This window comes from Streptomyces sp. NPDC047880 (assembly GCF_040706515.1).
GTDB lineage: Bacteria > Actinomycetota > Actinomycetes > Streptomycetales > Streptomycetaceae > Streptomyces.
In genome coordinates this window covers 166,556-184,631 of sequence record NZ_JBEZOK010000011.1, presented here as the reverse complement: position 1 = coordinate 184,631, position 18,076 = coordinate 166,556, and the positions used below count along the sequence as shown (strand labels likewise).

General features: G+C 70.9%; 14 protein-coding genes and 1 pseudogene. 8 read left to right on the top strand and 7 right to left on the bottom strand.

Features of this window, described 5'->3' with window-relative positions; all coding sequences use genetic code 11:
* Positions 1–8: 8 nt before the first annotated feature.
* The 5 genes from AB0937_RS19070 to AB0937_RS19050 are packed head-to-tail and all read right to left on the bottom strand — an operon-like array spanning position 9 to position 4,963.
* Positions 9–1,028, bottom strand: a complete 1,020-nt coding sequence (locus AB0937_RS19070; protein WP_366713071.1) for a Gfo/Idh/MocA family oxidoreductase — start codon at positions 1,026–1,028, stop codon at positions 9–11.
* Between the two features lie 18 nt (positions 1,029–1,046).
* Positions 1,047–1,949, bottom strand: coding sequence for a sugar phosphate isomerase/epimerase (locus AB0937_RS19065; protein ID WP_366713069.1), 903 nt, complete (start codon positions 1,947–1,949; stop codon positions 1,047–1,049).
* Between the two features lies 1 nt (position 1,950).
* Positions 1,951–2,862 (bottom strand): ATP-binding cassette domain-containing protein, encoded by a 912-nt coding sequence (locus AB0937_RS19060; RefSeq protein ID WP_366713067.1) that lies wholly within the window; start codon positions 2,860–2,862, stop codon positions 1,951–1,953.
* Between the two features lie 5 nt (positions 2,863–2,867).
* A complete protein-coding gene (locus tag AB0937_RS19055) occupies positions 2,868–3,944 on the bottom strand; it encodes an ABC transporter permease (RefSeq protein ID WP_366713065.1) in 1,077 nt (358 codons plus the stop codon).
* Positions 3,944–4,963 (bottom strand): sugar ABC transporter substrate-binding protein, encoded by a 1,020-nt coding sequence (locus tag AB0937_RS19050; protein WP_366713063.1) that lies wholly within the window; start codon positions 4,961–4,963, stop codon positions 3,944–3,946. The genes AB0937_RS19055 and AB0937_RS19050 overlap by 1 nt, the downstream gene beginning before the upstream one ends.
* A 321-nt stretch (positions 4,964–5,284) precedes the next feature.
* Here AB0937_RS19050 and iolC point away from each other — a divergent pair, with 321 nt between their 5' ends.
* From iolC to AB0937_RS19020, 6 genes are read left to right on the top strand one after another with little or no spacing between them, the layout of a single operon-like run.
* Positions 5,285–6,262 carry a 5-dehydro-2-deoxygluconokinase gene (gene iolC / locus AB0937_RS19045; RefSeq protein ID WP_366713061.1) on the top strand — a complete coding sequence of 326 codons (978 nt, stop codon included), beginning with the start codon at positions 5,285–5,287 and terminating at the stop codon, positions 6,260–6,262.
* A gap of 13 nt (positions 6,263–6,275) precedes the next feature.
* Entirely contained in the window at positions 6,276–7,154 is an 879-nt protein-coding gene (locus AB0937_RS19040) for a deoxyribose-phosphate aldolase (RefSeq protein WP_366713059.1), read from the top strand.
* 13 nt (positions 7,155–7,167) lie between these two features.
* On the top strand, positions 7,168–8,061 hold the full coding sequence (iolB, locus tag AB0937_RS19035; protein ID WP_366713057.1) for a 5-deoxy-glucuronate isomerase: 894 nt from the start codon (positions 7,168–7,170) through the stop codon (positions 8,059–8,061).
* Positions 8,058–9,929: a 3D-(3,5/4)-trihydroxycyclohexane-1,2-dione acylhydrolase (decyclizing) gene (iolD, locus tag AB0937_RS19030; RefSeq protein ID WP_366713055.1), complete on the top strand. Its 1,872-nt coding sequence runs from the start codon at positions 8,058–8,060 to the stop codon at positions 9,927–9,929. The genes iolB and iolD overlap by 4 nt, the downstream gene beginning before the upstream one ends.
* A gap of 41 nt (positions 9,930–9,970) precedes the next feature.
* Entirely contained in the window at positions 9,971–11,464 is a 1,494-nt protein-coding gene (locus AB0937_RS19025) for a CoA-acylating methylmalonate-semialdehyde dehydrogenase (protein ID WP_366713135.1), read from the top strand.
* A gap of 20 nt (positions 11,465–11,484) precedes the next feature.
* Positions 11,485–12,273: a GntR family transcriptional regulator gene (locus AB0937_RS19020; RefSeq protein WP_366713053.1), complete on the top strand. Its 789-nt coding sequence runs from the start codon at positions 11,485–11,487 to the stop codon at positions 12,271–12,273.
* On the opposite strand, the gene AB0937_RS19015 is transcribed toward AB0937_RS19020, so the two are convergent.
* The gene (locus AB0937_RS19015; protein ID WP_366713051.1) at positions 12,263–13,066 is read right to left on the bottom strand and encodes a DUF427 domain-containing protein; all 804 of its coding nucleotides are present in this window, start codon (positions 13,064–13,066) and stop codon (positions 12,263–12,265) included. The genes AB0937_RS19020 and AB0937_RS19015 overlap by 11 nt on opposite strands.
* A 186-nt stretch (positions 13,067–13,252) precedes the next feature.
* Positions 13,253–13,455, bottom strand: a pseudogene (locus AB0937_RS19010) (aldo/keto reductase); the annotation flags it as partial.
* Positions 13,456–13,634: 179 nt separating this feature from the next.
* On the opposite strand from AB0937_RS19010, the gene galE reads away from it, so the two are divergent.
* Together galE and AB0937_RS19000 are read left to right on the top strand one after the other, a co-directional pair.
* A complete protein-coding gene (gene galE / locus AB0937_RS19005) occupies positions 13,635–14,768 on the top strand; it encodes a UDP-glucose 4-epimerase GalE (RefSeq protein WP_366713049.1) in 1,134 nt (377 codons plus the stop codon).
* A 140-nt stretch (positions 14,769–14,908) separates the two neighbouring features.
* Positions 14,909–18,055: an EAL domain-containing protein gene (locus AB0937_RS19000; protein ID WP_366713047.1), complete on the top strand. Its 3,147-nt coding sequence runs from the start codon at positions 14,909–14,911 to the stop codon at positions 18,053–18,055.
* The last annotated feature ends 21 nt before the right edge of the window (positions 18,056–18,076 follow it).

Sequence of the window (18,076 nt, the reverse complement as noted above, 5' to 3'; positions counted from 1 at the left end):
CCTCGACGTCACCTGTACTGTGCCGGCTTCTCCACCAGATCGATCTCCACCCGGCCGCCGTTCTCCAGCGCCCTCACTCCCGCCTCGCACACCGCCGCCGCGGCGTAGCCGTCCCAGGTGCTGGGGCCGGTGGTCTCGCCGCGGCGGGTGGCGTCGACCCAGGCCTGGATCTCCTGGTCGTAGGCCGTCTCGAAGCGTTCGGTGAAGTCCTGGGCGATGGTGCCGCCCCAGCGGCCGGCCATGTTGGTGACCAGGGCGTGGCCGTCGCCGATGCGGGCGGTGCCGCGTTCGCAGACCACCTCGGCCTGGACCTGGTAGCCGAAGCCGCAGTTGACGAAGATCTCGACGTCGCTGAGGGCCCCGCCGTCGGTCTCGAAGACGACGAACTGGGGGTCCTGCAGCGCGTCCGGGGCGTTGGCCGACGGGGTGGGGCGCAGCACCGTGACGGCTGTGATCTCCTGGCCCAGCAGCCAGCGGGTCACGTCGGCCTCGTGGGCGACGGAGTCGCTGATGAGCATGGAGCTGGTGAAGAAAGGCGGGCTGGCCACGTTGCGGTGCCGGTTGTGCACCATGAGCGGGCGGCCCAGCTGACCGGTCGTCAGCAGGGCCTTCAGCTTCGCGTACTCGGGGTCGTAGCGACGCATGAAACCGACCTGGACCCGGCGGTGGCCGAGGCGCAGTTCGGCTTCGAGGACGCGCAGGGCGGAGGCCGCGTCGGGGGTGAGCGGCTTCTCGCACAGGACGGGCAGATCGTGCTCGAAGGCGGCGAGGAGGGTGGCCTCGTGGGCCGGGCCCGGGGAGGCGATCAGGACGGCATCGACGTCGGCCGCCGCCATCGCGGCCGCCGGGTCGGTGTGGGCGGTGCAGCCGTCGACACGGGCGGCGACGGCCTTCGCGCGCTCCGCGTCGACGTCCACGACGGCGGCCACACGTGCTCCGCTGATGACGTCGCGGATGCGGCGCACGTGGTCGGCGCCCATCCTTCCGGTACCGATGACCGCGATGCCCAGGGGGGCGCGCTCCGTCATGGCCGTCCTTTCGGGTCGTCAGGCGCCGCAGGACCTCAGGAACTTGCGGGTGCGCACCGCGATGGGCAGCGGCTTGTCCGGCTCACAGGGGTACATGTCCTGCTCGACGATGGCGAACAGGTCCACGCCGAGCTTCTGGGCCGCCGTGAGGACCGGCCCCAACTCGGGCACGCCCGCGGGCGGTTCGCACATCACGCCGCGCGCGACGGCGGGGCCGAACGGGACCTCGTTCTTGACGACGTCGGCGAGGATCTCCGGGTCGACCTGCTTGAGGTGCAGATAGCCGATGCGCTCGCCGTAGGTCTCGATCAGCTTGACGCTGTCACCGCCGCAGTAGGCGTAGTGCCCGGTGTCGAGGCAGAGGTTGACGGCGTCGGAGTCGGTCGAGTCGAGGAACCGCTCGACGTGTTCCTCGGTGTCGATGTGGGTGTCGGCGTGCGGGTGGACGACGATGTCCAGGCCGTACCTGTCCTTCACCTCGCGGCCGAGGCGCTCCATGCCCGTGGTGAGGTTGCGCCACTGCTCGACGGTGAGCTCCGGCGGCTCGAGGATCTCGGCGGTCTTGTCGTCCCGCCAGAACGAGGGGATGACCACCAGGTGCCCCGCGTCCATGGCCTGGGTGAGCGCGGCGACCCGGCTGACCTGCTCCCAGGTGGAGTCCCACTCGGAGGGGCCGCGGTGCAGGCCGCAGAAGATGGTGCCGGCGGAGACCTTGAGGTTCCGCTTGGTCACCTCGTCGGTGAGCCGGGCCGGGTCGGTGGGCAGGTAGCCGTACGGGCCGAGTTCTATCCAGGAGTAGCCGGCCTCGGCGACCTCGTCGAGGAAGCGTTCCCAGGGCACCTGCTGGGGGTCGTCGGGGAACCAGACGCCCCAGGAGTCGGGGGCGGAGCCGACCCGGATGCGGTCGAGCGCGTGGGCCATGTCAGGACTTTCCTTCCGAAGACGTGGCTACGGGGGCGGTGAGATCTCCCTCTTCGGGCAGCTCCTCGACATCGACGCCGCGGACCTGGGACAACTCATGCTTGAGGGAGGCCAGTTCGGCGCCGCCGGCCATGTGGTTGGTCAGTTCCTCGAGGGAGACGTCGCTGCGGGAGGCGGACAGTTCCATGGTCCCGAGGCGCAGCACGCTGAAGTGGTCGCCGACCATGTAGGCGTGGTGCGGGTTGTGGGTGATGAAGATGACGCCGAGGCCCTTCTCGCGGGCGGCGGCGATGTACTTCAGCACCACACCGGACTGCTTGACGCCGAGGGCGGCGGTGGGCTCGTCCAGGATGAGGACGCGGGCGCCGAAGTAGACGGCGCGGGCGATGGCGACGCACTGGCGCTGGCCGCCAGAGAGCGTGCCGATGGGCTGCTCCAGGTCGTCCAGGACGATGCCCATGTTGCGCAGTTCCTCGTCCGCGGTCTTCTTCATCTTCTCGATGTCGAGACGGCGCAGCGGCCAGGGGCCCTTGGTCATCTCGGAGCCGAGGAAGAAGTTGCGCCACACCGGCATCAGCGGGACAACCGCGAGGTCCTGGTAGACCGTGGCGATGCCCTTGTCGAGGGCCTCGCGCGGGGTGGAGAAGCGCACCGGTTCGCCGTCGACGAGGAACTCGCCCTCGGTGTGCTGGTGCAGCCCCGAGATGATCTTGATGAGGGTGGACTTGCCGGCGCCGTTGTCGCCGAGGACGCAGGTCACCTTGCCGGGGTGGACTTCGAGGCTCACGCCGTGCAGGGCGCGGATGTTGCCGTAGGACTTGCCGGCGCCGCGGAGTTCGACGAGGGGACGCTCGCCGGCGGGCGGGGTGTCCTTGAGGACGGCACCGTGGGTGCCGGTTTCTTCGCTGGTCATCGCGGTCACCTCCGGGTCGCCGTGCGCTGGACCCACAGATTGATGAGGACGGCGCCGAGGAGCATCACGCCGAGGAAGGCCTTGAACCAGTCGGGGTTCCAGCCGGCGTAGACGATGCCCTGCTGCACCATGCCGAACATGAAGGCGCCGAAGACCGTGCCGATCGCGGAGCCGTAGCCACCGGTGAGCAGACAGCCGCCGATGACGGCTGCGGCGATGTAGATGAGCTCCTGGCCCACGCCCTCGCCGGACTGCACGGTGTTGAAGGAGAACAGCTGGTGCATGCCGACGAACCAGGCGCCGAAGCCGACCAGCATGAACAGTGAGATCTTGGTGAAGGTCACGGGGACACCGACGGCCCGGGCGGAGTCCTTGTTGCCGCCGACGGCGAAGATCCAGTTGCCGTACTTGGTGCGCAGCAGCACCCAGGTGGCCAGAGCAGCGAAGACCAGCCACCACACCACGGTGATCTTGACGTTGACCCCGCCGACCTCGAACGTGGAGGCGAAGAGCTTCTGCGCCTGGGCGAAGCCGTCCATGTCGCTGATGTCGTCGGTGGCGACGTTGCCCGTGACCAGCTTGGTGATCGCGAGGTTCACGCCCTGGAGGATCAGGAAGGTGCCCAGGGTGACCAGGAAGCTCGGCAGACCGGTCTTGACCAGCAGCCAGCCGTTGAACGCGCCGATCGCGAGGGACACGATCAGGGCGACGATCACGCCCATCCAGACGTTCAGCGTCAGCTGGTAGCTGAGCATCGACGCGGTCAGCGCCGAGGTGACCACGGCGACGCCCGCCGAGAGGTCGAACTCGCCGCCGATCATCAGCAGGGCCACGGGCAGCGCCATGATCCCGATGGTCGACGACTGGTAGAGGATGTTGGCCATCGAACTGCCGTCGCGCACCGGCGGTGCCGCGAACAGGAAGAACACGAGCACGGCCACGGCGCCGAGGAACACGCCGACCTCGGGCCGGGCGAGCAGCCGCAGCGCCAGCGGGCGCCGCCGCGTCCGGCCGTCCGTCTGCTTCTGGCCGGGGGCCGGCGGTGTGTCCACCGCCGGCTCAGCCTGCTGGGTCATGCTCATCACCGGGTGCCCTTCGCGGCGAACTCCCCGATCTTGTCGACGTTGGACTTGTCGACGAAGGCCGGGCCGGTCAGCACGGGCTGCTCACCGCCGCCGCTGTAGTTGCCGTTGTTCTTGTAGAGCCACAGGCCGTCGACGGCCAGGTACCCCTGGAGGTAGGGCTGCTGGTCGACGGCGAACTGGATGTCGCCGCCCTTGACGGCCTTGATGAGGTCCTTGTTGAGGTCGAAGGTGGCGACCTTCGCCTTGCTGCCGGCGTCCGACACCGACTGCACCGCGGTCAGCGCGAAGGGCGCGCCGAGCGTGACGACGTAGTCGATGGACGGGTCCTGCTTCAGCTTGGCGGTGATCGTCGACTTCACGGACGGCATGTCGGTGCCGTTGACGTTCTGCGGGTCGACCTTGCCCTCGAAGGTCTTGGCGACACCGTCGCAGCGCTGGGTGAGGCCGACGTTGCCCTGCTCCTGCATGACGCAGAGGACCTTCTTGGCGCCGACCTCGTTCAGCTTCTTGCCGAAGGCCTCGCCCGCCACGGACTCGTCCTGGCCGAAGAACTCCAGCAGATTGAGCTTCTTCCAGTCGCTCAGGCCGGAGTTGAGGCCGACGACGGGTATGCCGGACTTCTCGGCCTTGCCTATGACGCCCTTGAGCGCGTCCGGCTTGGCGAGGGTGACGGCGATGCCGTCGACCTTCTGGTCGATCGCGTTCTGGACCAGGTTGGCCTGGTTGCCCGCGTTCGGGTCGGCGGAGTAGACGAGCTTGATGTTGTCCTTGGCGGCCGCGGCCTCGGCGCCCTTGCGGACGGTGTCCCAGAAGGTGTCGCCGGGCGCCTGGTGGGTGACGAGGGCGACGGTCATGCGGGGCGTGGTCGCCTTGCCCGCCGAGGCGTTGGCGGCGCCCTCCTCGGACTTCTTGCCCCCGGAACTGCTGGAGCAGCCGGCGAGGGTCAGGGCCGCTGCCGCGGCGAGGGCGACGACGGGCGCGAGCCTGCGAGAGCGGGGGTGGGAAGAGCGGTCCATCTTTCCTGGCACCTCACTGTGCTACTGCGGGGAAAGGAAGGGACCACGAAGGGATCCGTGGTCCCGGAGCCTTACGGAGTCCGGATCATGATGCCGCAAACCGACTGTTGCGATGGCACGGGATACAAGTCCCTGCCGCGCCCGCTGTCAATACTTTGTTAAGACATCATTTCACAAGCAGGTCCGAATGTAAGTACAAACTATTGACAGTGCCGCCCTCGGAGACCTACACCTGGGAGGCGGCAGGTCCCGTGGTTCCACGCCCCCACCGTGTCAGGGCGCCCCAGGACCCGCATCCCCAGCTTCCCGAGGAGGTCGCGCATGGCCGAGCCAGCCCAGTATTTCGATGTGATCACGATGGGCCGCATCGGGGTCGACCTCTACCCCCTGCAGACCGGCGTCCCACTGGAGTCGGTGGACACGTTCGGGAAATTCCTGGGAGGTTCCGCGGCCAATGTGGCGGTCGCGGCCGCCCGCCTCGGACGCCGCACGGCGGTGATCACGCGCACCGGCGACGATCCGTTCGGCACGTACCTGCACCAGGAGCTGAAGGGCTTCGGCGTCGACGACCGCTGGGTCACCCCGGTCGCCGCGTATCCGACGCCGGTCACGTTCTGCGAGATCTTCCCGCCGGACGACTTCCCGCTGTACTTCTACCGCCGCCCCAAGGCGCCGGACCTGGAGATCCACACCGACGAGCTGGACTTCTTCGCCATCCGCGACGCCCGCATCTTCTGGATCACCGGCACCGGACTGAGCGAGGAACCGAGCCGCTCCGCCACCCTCGCCGCCCTCAAGGCCCGCGACAAGTCCGGCACCACGGTCTTCGACCTCGACTGGCGCCCGATGTTCTGGGGCGATCCCGAGGAGGCCCGCCCGTACTACCGCGAGGCCCTGCGGCACGCCACGGTCGCGGTCGGCAACCTGGACGAGTGCGAGATCGCCACCGGTGTGCGCGAGCCGCAGGCCTGTGCGGACGCGCTGCTGGAGGCGGGCGTGGAGCTGGCCGTCGTCAAACAGGGCCCCAAGGGGGTCCTCGCCGTGCACCGCGACGGCACCCGGGCCGAGGTGCCGCCGGTGCCGGTCGAGGTGGTCAACGGCCTGGGCGCCGGGGACGCCTTCGGCGGCTCGCTGTGCCACGGCCTGCTCGCCGGCTGGGACCTGGAGCGGACCATGCGCCACGCCAACGCCGCCGGCGCCCTCGTCGCCTCCCGCCTCGCCTGCTCGTCCGCGATGCCCACCCCCTCCGAGGTCGAGGAGCTCCTCGCCGGGGTGCCGTCGCCGAGCACGAGCCACTGAAACGGAGCCTTCCTTGAACATCGGCATCCCCGGCCTCACCACCGTCAGAGCCCGCAACCCCGAGGCCGTCGCCGAGGCGGCGGCCCGCAGGGTGCGCCGACCGCTGATCGGTGACAGCGGCCGCCTGATGATCGTGGCCGCCGACCACCCGGCGCGCGGCGCTCTCGGGGTCGGCGACCGGCGTCTGGCCATGGCCGACCGCGCGGACCTGCTGGAGCGGCTGTGCACCGCGCTGTCGCGGCCCGGCGTCGACGGCGTGCTCGCCACCGCCGACATCCTGGAGGACCTGCTCCTGCTCGGGGTGCTGGAGAACAAGGTCGTCATGGGCTCGATGAACCGCGGCGGACTCGCCGGGGCCTGTTTCGAGATGGACGACCGCTTCACCGGCCACCGCGCCGAGGACATCGCACGGCTGCGCTTCGACGCCGGCAAGCTCCTGGTCCGCATCGACTACGACGACCCGGGCTCGCTGACCACGCTGGAGTCCACCGCGCGGGCCGTCGACGCCATGGCGGCCCGCAAGCTCCCGCTCTTCGTCGAGCCGTTCATCTCCCGGCGGGTCGACGGCAGGGTCCGCAACGACCTGTCCGCCGAGGCCGTCACCCGGTCCGTCGCGATCGCCTCGGGACTGGGCGGCACCTCCGCCTACACCTGGCTGAAGCTGCCCGTCACCGAGGACCCGGACGACATGGCCGAGGTCCTCCAGACCTCGACGCTGCCCGTCGTCCTGCTCGGCGGCGAGGTGGGCGAGGACCAGGAAGGCGCCTACGAACGCTGGCGCAAGGCCCTGCGGCTGCCCACCGTCCAGGGCATGGTGGTCGGACGGTCGCTGCTCTACCCGGCCGGGGGCAGCGTGGAAGAGGCCGTGGACACGGCCGTCGGTCTACTGTGATCCGGAGGAATCAATGACGTACCACCTTCCCGCCGGCAAGGCCCTCGGCGGCCCCTACGCCGTCGACGTCACGCCCGAGAAGGCCGGCTGGGGCCACTCCAGCCTGCGGATCCTGGAGCTGCCGCCGGGCGGCGCGCACTCCTTCGACACCGCAGACAGCGAGTGGATCGTCGTCCCGCTGAGCGGCGGCTGCACCGTCGCCGCCGCGGACGACTTCGGCCAGGACACCTTCGAACTCCGGGGCCGCGCCGACGTGTTCAGCGGCGTCAGTGATTTCGCGTACGTGCAGCGCGACGCCCGCGCGACCGTGGCGTCCGCAGCGGGCGGCCGGTTCGCACTGACCGGTGCGCGCTGCACCCGCAGGCTGCCCGCCCGCTACGGGCCGGCCTCCGAGGTGCCCGTCGAGCTGCGGGGCACCGGCAACTGCTCCCGGCAGGTCAACAACTTCGGCGCGGCCGGGGTCTTCGAGTGCGACAAGCTCATCGCGGTCGAGGTGATCACCCCGGGCGGCAACTGGTCGTCGTTCCCGCCGCACAAGCACGACGAGCACCGGCCCGGCGAGGAGTCCGTGCTGGAGGAGATCTACTACTTCGAGTTCGCCGGCCACGACGGCGTCCCCGGCCTCGGCTACCAGCGCGTCTCCCCGTCCGGCCCGGGCCGGGACACCGACGTGCTCGCGGAGGTGCGCGACGGCGACGTCGTCCTCATCCCGGACGGCTGGCACGGGCCGTCGATGGCCACGCCCGGCCACCACATGTACTACCTGAACGTCATGGCGGGCCCGGAGGCAGAGCGCGCCTGGCTGATCTGCGACCACCCCGACCACGCCTGGGTCCGCGACACCTGGCCGGACCAGCCGGTCGACCCCCGGCTCCCCCTCTACACCGCCCCGGAGACCTCCGTATGAGCGCCCCCACCCGCAGACTGACGACCGCCCAGGCGCTGGTCCGGTTCCTGTCCGCCCAGTACACCGAGCGCGACGGCGTGCGCCGCCGGCTGATCGCCGGGACCTGGGGCATCTTCGGCCATGGCAACGTCGCCGGGGTCGGCCAGGCGCTGGTCGAGTACGCCGATGTGATGCCCTACCACCAGGGCCGCAACGAGCAGTCCATGGTGCACGCGGCCGTCGGCCACGCCCGCCAGCTCAACCGCCTGTCCGCACAGGCCGTGACGACCTCGATCGGCCCGGGCGCCACCAACCTGGTCACCGGCGCCGCGCTCGCGACCATCAACCGGCTGCCGGTGCTGCTCCTGCCCGGCGACTACTTCGCCTCGCACGCCCCCGACCCGCTGCTCCAGCAGCTGGAGCACCCGGTCGAGGCCGACGTGTCGGTCAACGACACGCTGCGCCCGGTGTCGAGGTACTTCGACCGGATCACCCGCCCCGAGGCGCTGATCCCCTCGGCGCTCCAGGCGATGCGCGTGCTGGCCGACCCGGCGGAGACCGGCGCCGTCACCCTCGCCCTGCCGCAGGACGTGCAGGCCGAGGCGTACGACTGGCCGGAGGAGTTCTTCGCCGAGCGTGTCTGGTACGTACGGCGTCCCGCGCCGGACCCCGTGGAGCTGGCGGCGGCCGTCGAGGCGATCAGGTCGGCCGAGCGGCCGCTGATCGTGGCGGGCGGCGGCGTCCACCACAGCGAGGCCGAGCAGGCCCTGAAGGCGTTCGTGGAGTCCACGGGCATCCCGGTCGCCTCCACCCAGGCCGGCAAGGGCTCCCTGCGGCACGACCACCCCGCCGACCTCGGCGGCATCGGGCACACCGGCACGGCGGTGAGCGACGCGCTCGCCCGTACCGCCGACCTGGTGATCGGCGTCGGCACCCGCTACACCGACTTCACCACCGCCTCCGGCACGCTCTTCCGGAACCCGGACGTGCGGTTCCTCAACCTGAACATCACCGGCTTCGACGCGCACAAGCTGGCCGCGCGGACCCTGGTGTGCGACGCGCGGTCGGGTCTGGAGCGGCTGGCCGAGGGGCTGTCCGGGCACCGCGTGGCCGAGGCGTACGAGGCTGAGTACCGTGCCGGCAGGGAGCGCTGGGACGAGGTCGTGGAAGCCGCCTACCGGGCCGACGACGACACTGCGGTCCCCACCCAGACGCAGGTGCTCGGCGCGCTGGACGCCGCCGTCGGCGACGACGACGTGGTCATCAACGCGGCCGGTTCGCTCCCCGGCGACCTGCACAAGCTGTGGCGCGCCCGCAGCCCGCGCCAGTACCACCTGGAGTACGGCTACTCCTGCATGGGCTACGAGATCCCGGCCGGCATCGGCGTCCAGCAGGCCGCCCCCGGCACTCCTGTGTGGGCACTGGTCGGCGACGGCACCTACCTCATGATGCCGACGGAGATCGTCACGGCCGTCCAGGAGGGCCTGCCGGTCAACATCGTCCTGATCCAGAACCACGGCTACGCCTCCATCGGCGGCCTGTCGGAGGAGACCGGCGGCGAACGCTTCGGCACGGCCTACCGCTTCCGGGCCGCCGACGGCACCTTCACCGGCGACCCGCTGCCCGTCGACCTCGCCGCCAACGCGGCCAGCCTCGGCATGGAGGTGCTGCGCGCGAAGACCGTGCGCGAGCTGCGCGAGGCGCTCGCCGCGGCCCGCGCATCCGACCACCCGACGTGTGTGTACGTCGAGACCGACCCGGCCCCGACCGCTCCCCCGGCCGAGGCCTGGTGGGACGTGCCGGTGGCCGAGACCGCCACCCGCGCGGCCGCCGTCGAGGCCCGCGAGCGCTACGACCGGCAGGTCGCGGACCGCCGCCGCCACCTCTGAACCCCCCTGAACCCACGCTCCACGAAAGGCCCTTGCGCACCATGAAGACCCTCACCCACTGGATCGACGGCAAGCCCGTCGAGGGCGGCTCCGGCCGGTTCGGCCCCGTCTACAACCCGGCGACGGGCGCCCAGGAGAAGCAGGTCGCGTTCGCGACCGTCGAGGAGGTCGACGCCGCGGTCGCCTCCGCCAAGGCCGCCTTCGCGAGCTGGGGCGAGTCCTCCCTGGCCAAGCGGACGGCGATCCTTTTCAAGTACCGCGAGCTGCTCGACGCCCACCGGGACGAGATCGCGGAGCTGATCACCGCCGAGCACGGGAAGGTGCACTCCGACGCGCTCGGCGAGGTCGCGCGCGGCATGGAGATCGTGGAGCTGGCGTGCGGGATCTCCGTCCAGCTCAAGGGCGAGCTGTCCACCCAGGTCTCCACCCGGGTGGACGTGGCCTCGATCCGCCAGCCGCTGGGCGTGGTCGCGGGCATCACGCCGTTCAACTTCCCGGCGATGGTGCCGATGTGGATGTTCCCGCTGGCGATCGCCTGCGGCAACACCTTCGTGCTGAAGCCGTCGGAGAAGGACCCGTCGGCCTCCCTGCGCCTGGCGGAGCTGGCCACGGAGGCGGGTCTGCCGGAAGGTGTCCTGAACATCGTGCAGGGCGACAAGACGGCCGTGGACCGCATCCTGGAGCACCCGGACATCGAGGCGGTGTCCTTCGTGGGCTCGACCCCGATCGCCAAGTACATCCAGCTGAAAGCCGTCGAGCACGGCAAGCGGGTGCAGGCGCTCGGCGGTGCCAAGAACCACATGCTGGTGCTGCCCGACGCCGATCTGGAACTCGCCGCCGACCAGGCGATCAACGCGGCGTACGGCTCGGCCGGCGAGCGCTGCATGGCCGTGTCGGTGGTCGTGGCCGTGGGTGACATCGGTGACGAGCTGGTCGGCAAGATCGCCGAGCGGGCGAGGAAGCTGAGGATCGGCCCCGGTGACGACCCGGCCTCGGAGATGGGTCCGCTGATCACCCGTGAGCACCGCGACAAGGTGGCGTCGTACGTGGCGTCGGCCGCCGAGCAGGGCGCGGAGGTCGTGGTCGACGGCACGGGCTTCTCGGTGGCGGGCCACGAGAGCGGCTTCTTCCTGGGCGTCTCCCTGCTGGACCGGGTGCCGTTGACGGCGGACGCGTACCGGGACGAGATCTTCGGGCCGGTGCTGGCGGTCGTCCGTGCGGAGACGTACGACGAGGCCATCCAGCTGATCAACTCCTCACGCTGGGGCAACGGCACGGCGATCTTCACCCGGGACGGCGGCGCGGCCCGCCGCTTCCAGATGGAGGTCAAGGCGGGCATGGTCGGCGTCAACGTGCCGATCCCGGTCCCCGTCGGCTACCACTCCTTCGGCGGCTGGAAGGACTCCCTCTTCGGCGACCTGCACATCTACGGCAACGACGGCATCGCCTTCTACACGCAGGGCAAGGTCGTCACCACGCGCTGGCCGGACCCGTCCGACGGCGGCATCAACCTCGGTTTCCCGAGCAACTCCTGACACCCGAGGGGGGTTCATCCATGGCGAAGACCGGTGGCCGGGCGGCCCGCACCACGGCCGCCCCGGTGCTCGGCTCGCTGGACTTCGCCCTGGACCGGGGCAGTCCCGTGCCGCTCTACCACCAGCTCGCGCAGCAGCTGGAGGCGGCGATCGAGCGCGGTGCCCTCGCCCCCGGGAACCTCCTGGGCAACGAGGTGGACCTGTCCGTGCGCCTCGGGCTGTCACGCCCCACCGTCCGCCAGGCCATCCAGTCCCTCGTCGACAAGGGGCTGCTGGTCCGGCGGCGCGGGGTGGGCACGCAGGTGGTGCACAGCCAGGTGCGGCGCCCCCTGGAACTGAGCAGTCTCTACGACGACCTGGAGGCGGCCGGACAGGGGCCCGCGACCGAGGTCGTGCGCAACGAGCCGGTCCCGGCTTCCTGCGACGTGGCCGCCGCCCTCGGAGTGCCGGAGGGCGGCGAGGTGATCGTCCTCGACCGGCTGCGCCTCACCCACGGCCGGCCGGTGGCCCTGCTCCGCAACTACCTGCCGGCGTCCCTGCCGGCCTTCGACAGCGCCCGCCTGGAGTCGACCGGTCTGTACCGCGTGCTGCGTTCGGCGGGCATCACCCTGCACAGCGCCCGCCAGACCGTCGGCGCCCGGGCGGCCACGGCGCAGGAGGCGTCCCGTCTGGACGAGGAGGAGGGTGCGGCGCTGCTGACGATGCGGCGCACGGCGTACGACGACACGGGGCGCCCGGTCGAGTACGGAACGCACATCTACCGGGCCTCGCTGTACACGTTCGACTTCCAGTTGCTGATCAGGCCGTGAGACTCGCGGTGAACGGCGTGACCGGGCGCTCCAGGCCTCGGCCGTCCACCGTGATGTCGACGACTTCGTTGTAGAAGGCGAACAGCTCCTGCACGACGGCGACGGCCGGCAACGGATCCGGATAGCTCCAGAGGACGTTACGGGGCACGTCGCCCTCGCCCCGCCAGGTCCAGTACCTCGCCCGTCCCTTGTACGGGCATGCGGTGCGGTGGTCCGTCGGCTCGAACAGGTCGAGGCGGACGTCTTCGCGGGGGATGTAGTAGCGGGTCGGCAGCGACGTCTCGAAGAGCAGCACGGGGCGCACGGTGTCCGCCACGAGGGTGCCGCCGATGCCGACCTGGACGTGCCTGCTGCTGGCCAGCGCGTCGACTCGTTTGTGCGGGTCGCGCGGGTGGACGAAGATCTCTTCCTCCTCCTCGTACCAGTGGTCCAGGCCGCTGTCCCAGCGCCGGAACCACTCGAAGGCGATGTGTCCGGCCAGGTCGTCCGCGGGGAACGTCCAGGCCGCGTTCGCGACGGATTCGCCGCCTGCGTGAAGGTCGTAGAAGATCTGTGATCCGGTGTGCGCTCCCGTGGGCGGGTGCTCGGCGGGGCGCAGGAGGTCAGTGCGGACGTCTTCCCGGGGGAAGGCGTACTGCGGTACGGGCAGGTGGGGCTCCCAGACGAGGACCGGGTGCCGGCTGTCGACGACGGTGACGTCGCCCTTGCGGCCGCGCACCCAGCGCTCGCTGGGCTCCCACAGGAGGCCTTCCGGCGTGGTGTGCACGGATCGGGCGGCGGGATGGGTGGTCATGGCCGGGTGCTCCCTTCCGATGTCCGGTACTCCTCCACGGTCCCACCACCGGGCCACCGGGGCCCTCACGGAAAGGTCAGTGCACCGCGTCCAGCCGGGCATGCTGCTCCGGCGGGATCTGGAACTGACGTTCGGCCACGCCGGCCTCGATCTTCTCGGCTACCTGCGGCCGCCCGAGCAGTTCCTCGCCTTATCCGCCCTGCCCTCGTCGGCCCAGAGGGCGCAGTTGTCGGACGGGTCGATGAAGCTGCCGCCCGTCTCCACGCAACGGTCGAGAATGGCGCAGGACGTCATCGCGTCGGTCACCGAGGCGAACACACCACGCCGAGTGCGAGCACGCTCACCCGGCGGCGAGTCCGCGGATCGGTGCCCGTGGTGCGGTACTTCAGGCCTGCTCCCTCCCTCGCGCACCCCGCTCCGGAGTGCGCGAGGGGTACCGGTCGACGGAAACGGCGTGGCTCGCCGGGAGTGGGCGAACGCGCCTTGACTCAGGTGGGACCCATGCCACAAGGTTGTACATATACACCGTAAACATACGGTACCGCCGATCGCACGCAGGACGTCCCCCATGGTGCGCAACGGGCCGGGCACGGCCGATTCTCCCGGGGCGGATACCCGCCCTGAGCCGAGCACGCGCGCCGCAACCCCGTGGGCGCCGTCGACCGTCCTGGTGACCGGCGGAGCCGGTTTCATCGGCAGCCACACCTGCGTCGAACTCCTCGACCACGGCTACGAAGTGATCGTGGTCGACGACTACTCCAACAGCTCTCCACAGGTCTTCGCCCGGGTGGAACGGATAGCGGGGCGCTTCGTCGGTGCCGTCTACGAGCTGGACATCCGCGACCGGCGCGCCCTGTCGGCCGTCTTCGACCGGCACTCCGTGGACGCCGTCGTGCACTTCGCCGCGTACAAGACGGCGGAGCGGTCGACGCGCATGCCCGTGCAGTACTACGACACCAACGTCGGCGGCATGACGTCCCTGCTGCGGACCATGCACGACCACGGGGTGCATCACCTCGTGTACCCGTCGTCCTGCTCGGTCTACGGCGACGCCGGTCCCGGCCCTCTCGACGAGAAGACCCCCGCCCGGCCCGCCAACCCCTATGCGTCCTCGAAGTGGATCTGCGAGCAGATCCTCGCGGACGTGTGCCGGCACTGCCCCGAGTGCACCGTGCTGTGCCTGCGCTACTCCACCCCCGCCGGGGCACACCCCAGCGGGCTGCTCGGCGAGGACTCGCGGGAGGCACCGGACACCCTGATGTCGTACGTCTCCCAGGTGGCCGACGGCAGACGCGGGCGGCTGCGCGTCTACGGCGACGACTACCCCACCCGTGACGGAACCGCGGTCCGGGACTACCTGCACGTCATGGACGCGGTCGAGGCACACCGCGTGGCGCTCGACCACCTCACGGACGGACCGGGCATGAGTGTGTACAACATCGGCGCCGGGCAGGGCAGTTCGGTCCTCGACGTCATCGCCGCCTTCTCCCGGGCCAGTGGCCGCCCCATCCCCTACGACATCCTGCCCCGCCGCCCGAATGACGTCCCCGAACGCGTCACGGACCCGTCGGCCGTCACACTCGCCTGGGGGTGGCGCCCCACCCGGGACCTCGCCGACGTGTGCCGCGACGCGTGGCACTTCCAGCGGCTCAACCCGTACGGCTATGCGGACCGCCCGCGACAGCCGGACCATCACGAGTAGGCCCCGTCATGTCGCCCCCGGCCCTGCGCACGACACACCCGGCGGACCCGCTCACTCGACCGGGACGGCCCCAGGCTCCGCGCCACCGCCCCCCGGACCGCGTGCGCAGACGCGGCGGGACCCCGGCCGGCCACAGGCTCATGGCTGCCTTCCTCGTCCTGGCCTGCACGCTGACCATCCTCTCCATGACCGTCCCGGAACTGCGTACTCCGCTGTGGGCCGCCATCGGGCCGGCGAGTGCCGGAGCCGTCCTCTGCGGTGTGTACGTCCACCGGCCCACGCACCGCTGGCCCTGGTGGGCGCTCGCCGCCGGCCTGCTCGCCTTCACCGCGGGCGACACGTACTACCACGTCCAGGAGGCGTACTTCGAGGCGGCCGACCCCATTCCGTCCGCGGCCGACGCCTGCTACCTGGCGGCCTACCCCCTGTTCGCCGCGGGCCTGTTCGGTCTGGTGCGGTATCGCCGGGCGGGCCGCGCCGTACCCGGCCTGCTCGACGCCCTGATGGTGACCACCGGTCTCGGCCTGGTGATCTGGGTCCATCTGGTCCAGCCACTCACCCGGGTGGAAGGCCTGACCTGGCAGGAACGCGCGATCGGCATCGGCTATCCGCTCGGAGACGTGCTGGTGCTGGCCCTCCTGGCCTCCCTGCTCTCCCCCGGCACCGTGTCCGGCGTGAACCGTGCCGTGCAGCTCCTGGTGCTGGGCGCGCTCACGCTGCTCTGCTTCGACATCGTCCACGGCATCCTGCAACTCGCCGGGACATGGCAGGCGGGCACGCCGCTGGACTCCGGCAGGATCGTCTTCTACACGGCGTGGGGGCTGGCCGCCCTGCACCCGTCCATGGCGGGTCTCACCGCCGCTCAGTCCCCGCCACGCCCGCTGCTGCCACCGTGGCGGCGGCTCCTGATCCTCGCGGCGGTCACGCTGGTGCCCCCCGTGATCCTCATCCACGAGGAGGCCACGGGCCGGGTGCGGGACGCGACGGCGCTCGCCGCGTTCTCCGGCACGCTGTTCCTGCTGGTGATCCTGCGGCTCGCGGTGATGGCTCGGGCCTACCGCAAGGCAGTGGCGCGCGACCAGGCACTGCGCGCCGCCGCCACCGCGCTGGTGGCCGCGTTCTGGCCCCACGAGATCGCGCGGACCTGCGAGGCAGCGGTCACCGGCCTGGTCGGAGGGAAGGTACGGCACACGACACTGCTCCTGCCGGCCCAGGACGCCAGCGACCTCTGCGCACGCCTGGCGAGCTGCCCCGGCCACAGCGACGGCGTCGCGGGCGGGAAACGGGCTGTGCCCGCACGCGGTGGCGCCGACCGTGGTGAGACCGCCCGGAGCGGGCTCCCAGAGCCGGTCGGCCCGCGCGCCCTCATGGTTCCCACCGCCGTCTGCGGGCCGGTCGTCGCCGCCCGGCTCGGAGGGCTCCCGACCGCCCTGGTCTGCCCCATGGTCCAGCCCGACCGACCGGCGGGCGGTGAGCTCCCGGGCGTACTGGTGGTGGCGGGCCCCGAGCAGCACCTCGCCGAGGTGCACGGCTCGCTGGAGATCCTCGCCTCGCACGCCGGGCTGGCGACGGAACGCGTCGCGCTGCGACGGGAGATCGTCCGCAAGGAGAGCGAGGCGTACTTCCGCACCCTCGTGCACAACGCCTCGGACGTCATTCTGATCGTCGACGACGACATGACCGTCCGGTACGCGAGCCCGTCCTCCCGTGCCGTGTTCGGCAGCGCCGAGCTGACCGGGGCCCGGCTGCCGGACCTGGTGGACTCCGGAGAGAGCGACCGAGTGGTACGCACCCTCAACGTGCTGCGCAACACGGAGCGGCAGGAGGCACGCGACCACTGGTGGGTGGCGCGGGACACCAGACGGATCGAAGTGGAAGTGCGCTGCCGTGACCTTCGGCAGGACCGGACCATCGGCGGCCTGGTCGTCACGCTCCGGGACGTCACCGAGCAACGGCAGCTGGAGCACGACCTCACCCAGCGGGCCTTCCACGACTCGCTGACCGGTCTGCCCAACCGGACGCTGCTGCTGGAACGCACCGAACGGGCGCTGCTCCGCGGCCGCCGGGAGTCGACCGTCACGTGTCTGCTCTTCGTCGACCTGGACGACTTCAAGATCGTCAACGACACGCTGGGCCACTCGGTCGGAGACCACCTGCTGCGCGCCGTGGCGGAGCGCCTGGCGGCTGTGTTGCGACGGACCGACACGGCGGCCCGCCTCGGCGGCGACGAGTTCGCCGTGCTCATGGAGGACGCCAAAGCGCCCTTGGACGGCGAGCTCCTGGCCGCACAGCTGATCCAGACACTGAGCAGGCCGTTCCAGCTGGCCGACGCGTCGGTGCGGGTGTCGGCCAGCGTGGGCATCGCCACGGCCAGGGACAGCACCGACGCCCAGGAGCTGCTGGCCCTCGCCGACGTCGCGCTGTACGCGGCGAAGGCGGCCGGGAAGCGGCAGTGGCGCCGCTTCCAGCCCCAGCAGCGCGTGCGCATGGCGGAGCGGCACGATCTCAGGGCGCGGCTGGACAGCGCGGTCGCCCGGCAGGAGTTCGATCTGCTGTACCAGCCGGTCGTGGACATCGCCGCGGACGAGGTGGTGGGCTTCGAGGCCCTGGCGCGCTGGCCGCGTCAGCACCGCGAACCGGTCCCGCCGACGCAGTTCATCCCTCTTGCCGAGGAGACCGGGCACATCTCCGCACTGGGCGCCTGGGTGCTGCACAGCGCCGCCGCCGACATGGCCGGGCTGCAGCATCGTATGACGGGGCCCGCACCGTATCTCAGTGTCAACGTCTCCGCCCGGCAGTGGCACGACACGGACTTCCTCGAGCAGGTGTGCCGCGCCCTCGACGACGGGCTGGCTCCGGGCACGCTGCAGCTGGAACTCACCGAGTCGGTGCTCATGCGGCGCACCGAGCAGATCGACACGCTCCTGCGGTCCCTGAAGGAGCGCGGCGTGCGTATCGCCGTCGACGACTTCGGCACCGGTTACTCCTCGGTGCGCTATCTGCGGGACTTCCCGATCGACGTGCTGAAGATCGACAAGTCCTTCATCGACGACATTACGGCGGACCCCCGGCAGATCGCTCTCGTCGAGGGCATCGTCCACCTCGCCGACGCACTGGAGCTCCAGGTGATCGCCGAGGGAATCGAGCAGCCGGCACAGCGGGAGCTGCTGGAGAGGGTCGGCTGCCGGTACGGGCAGGGGTACTTCTTCGCCCGGCCGATGACGGTGGAGCAGAGCGAGACCGTACTGCGGCGGCAGGCCGCCGACCGCCGCCCACCGCGTGATTGAACGCCGCCGCCCTCCGTTCAG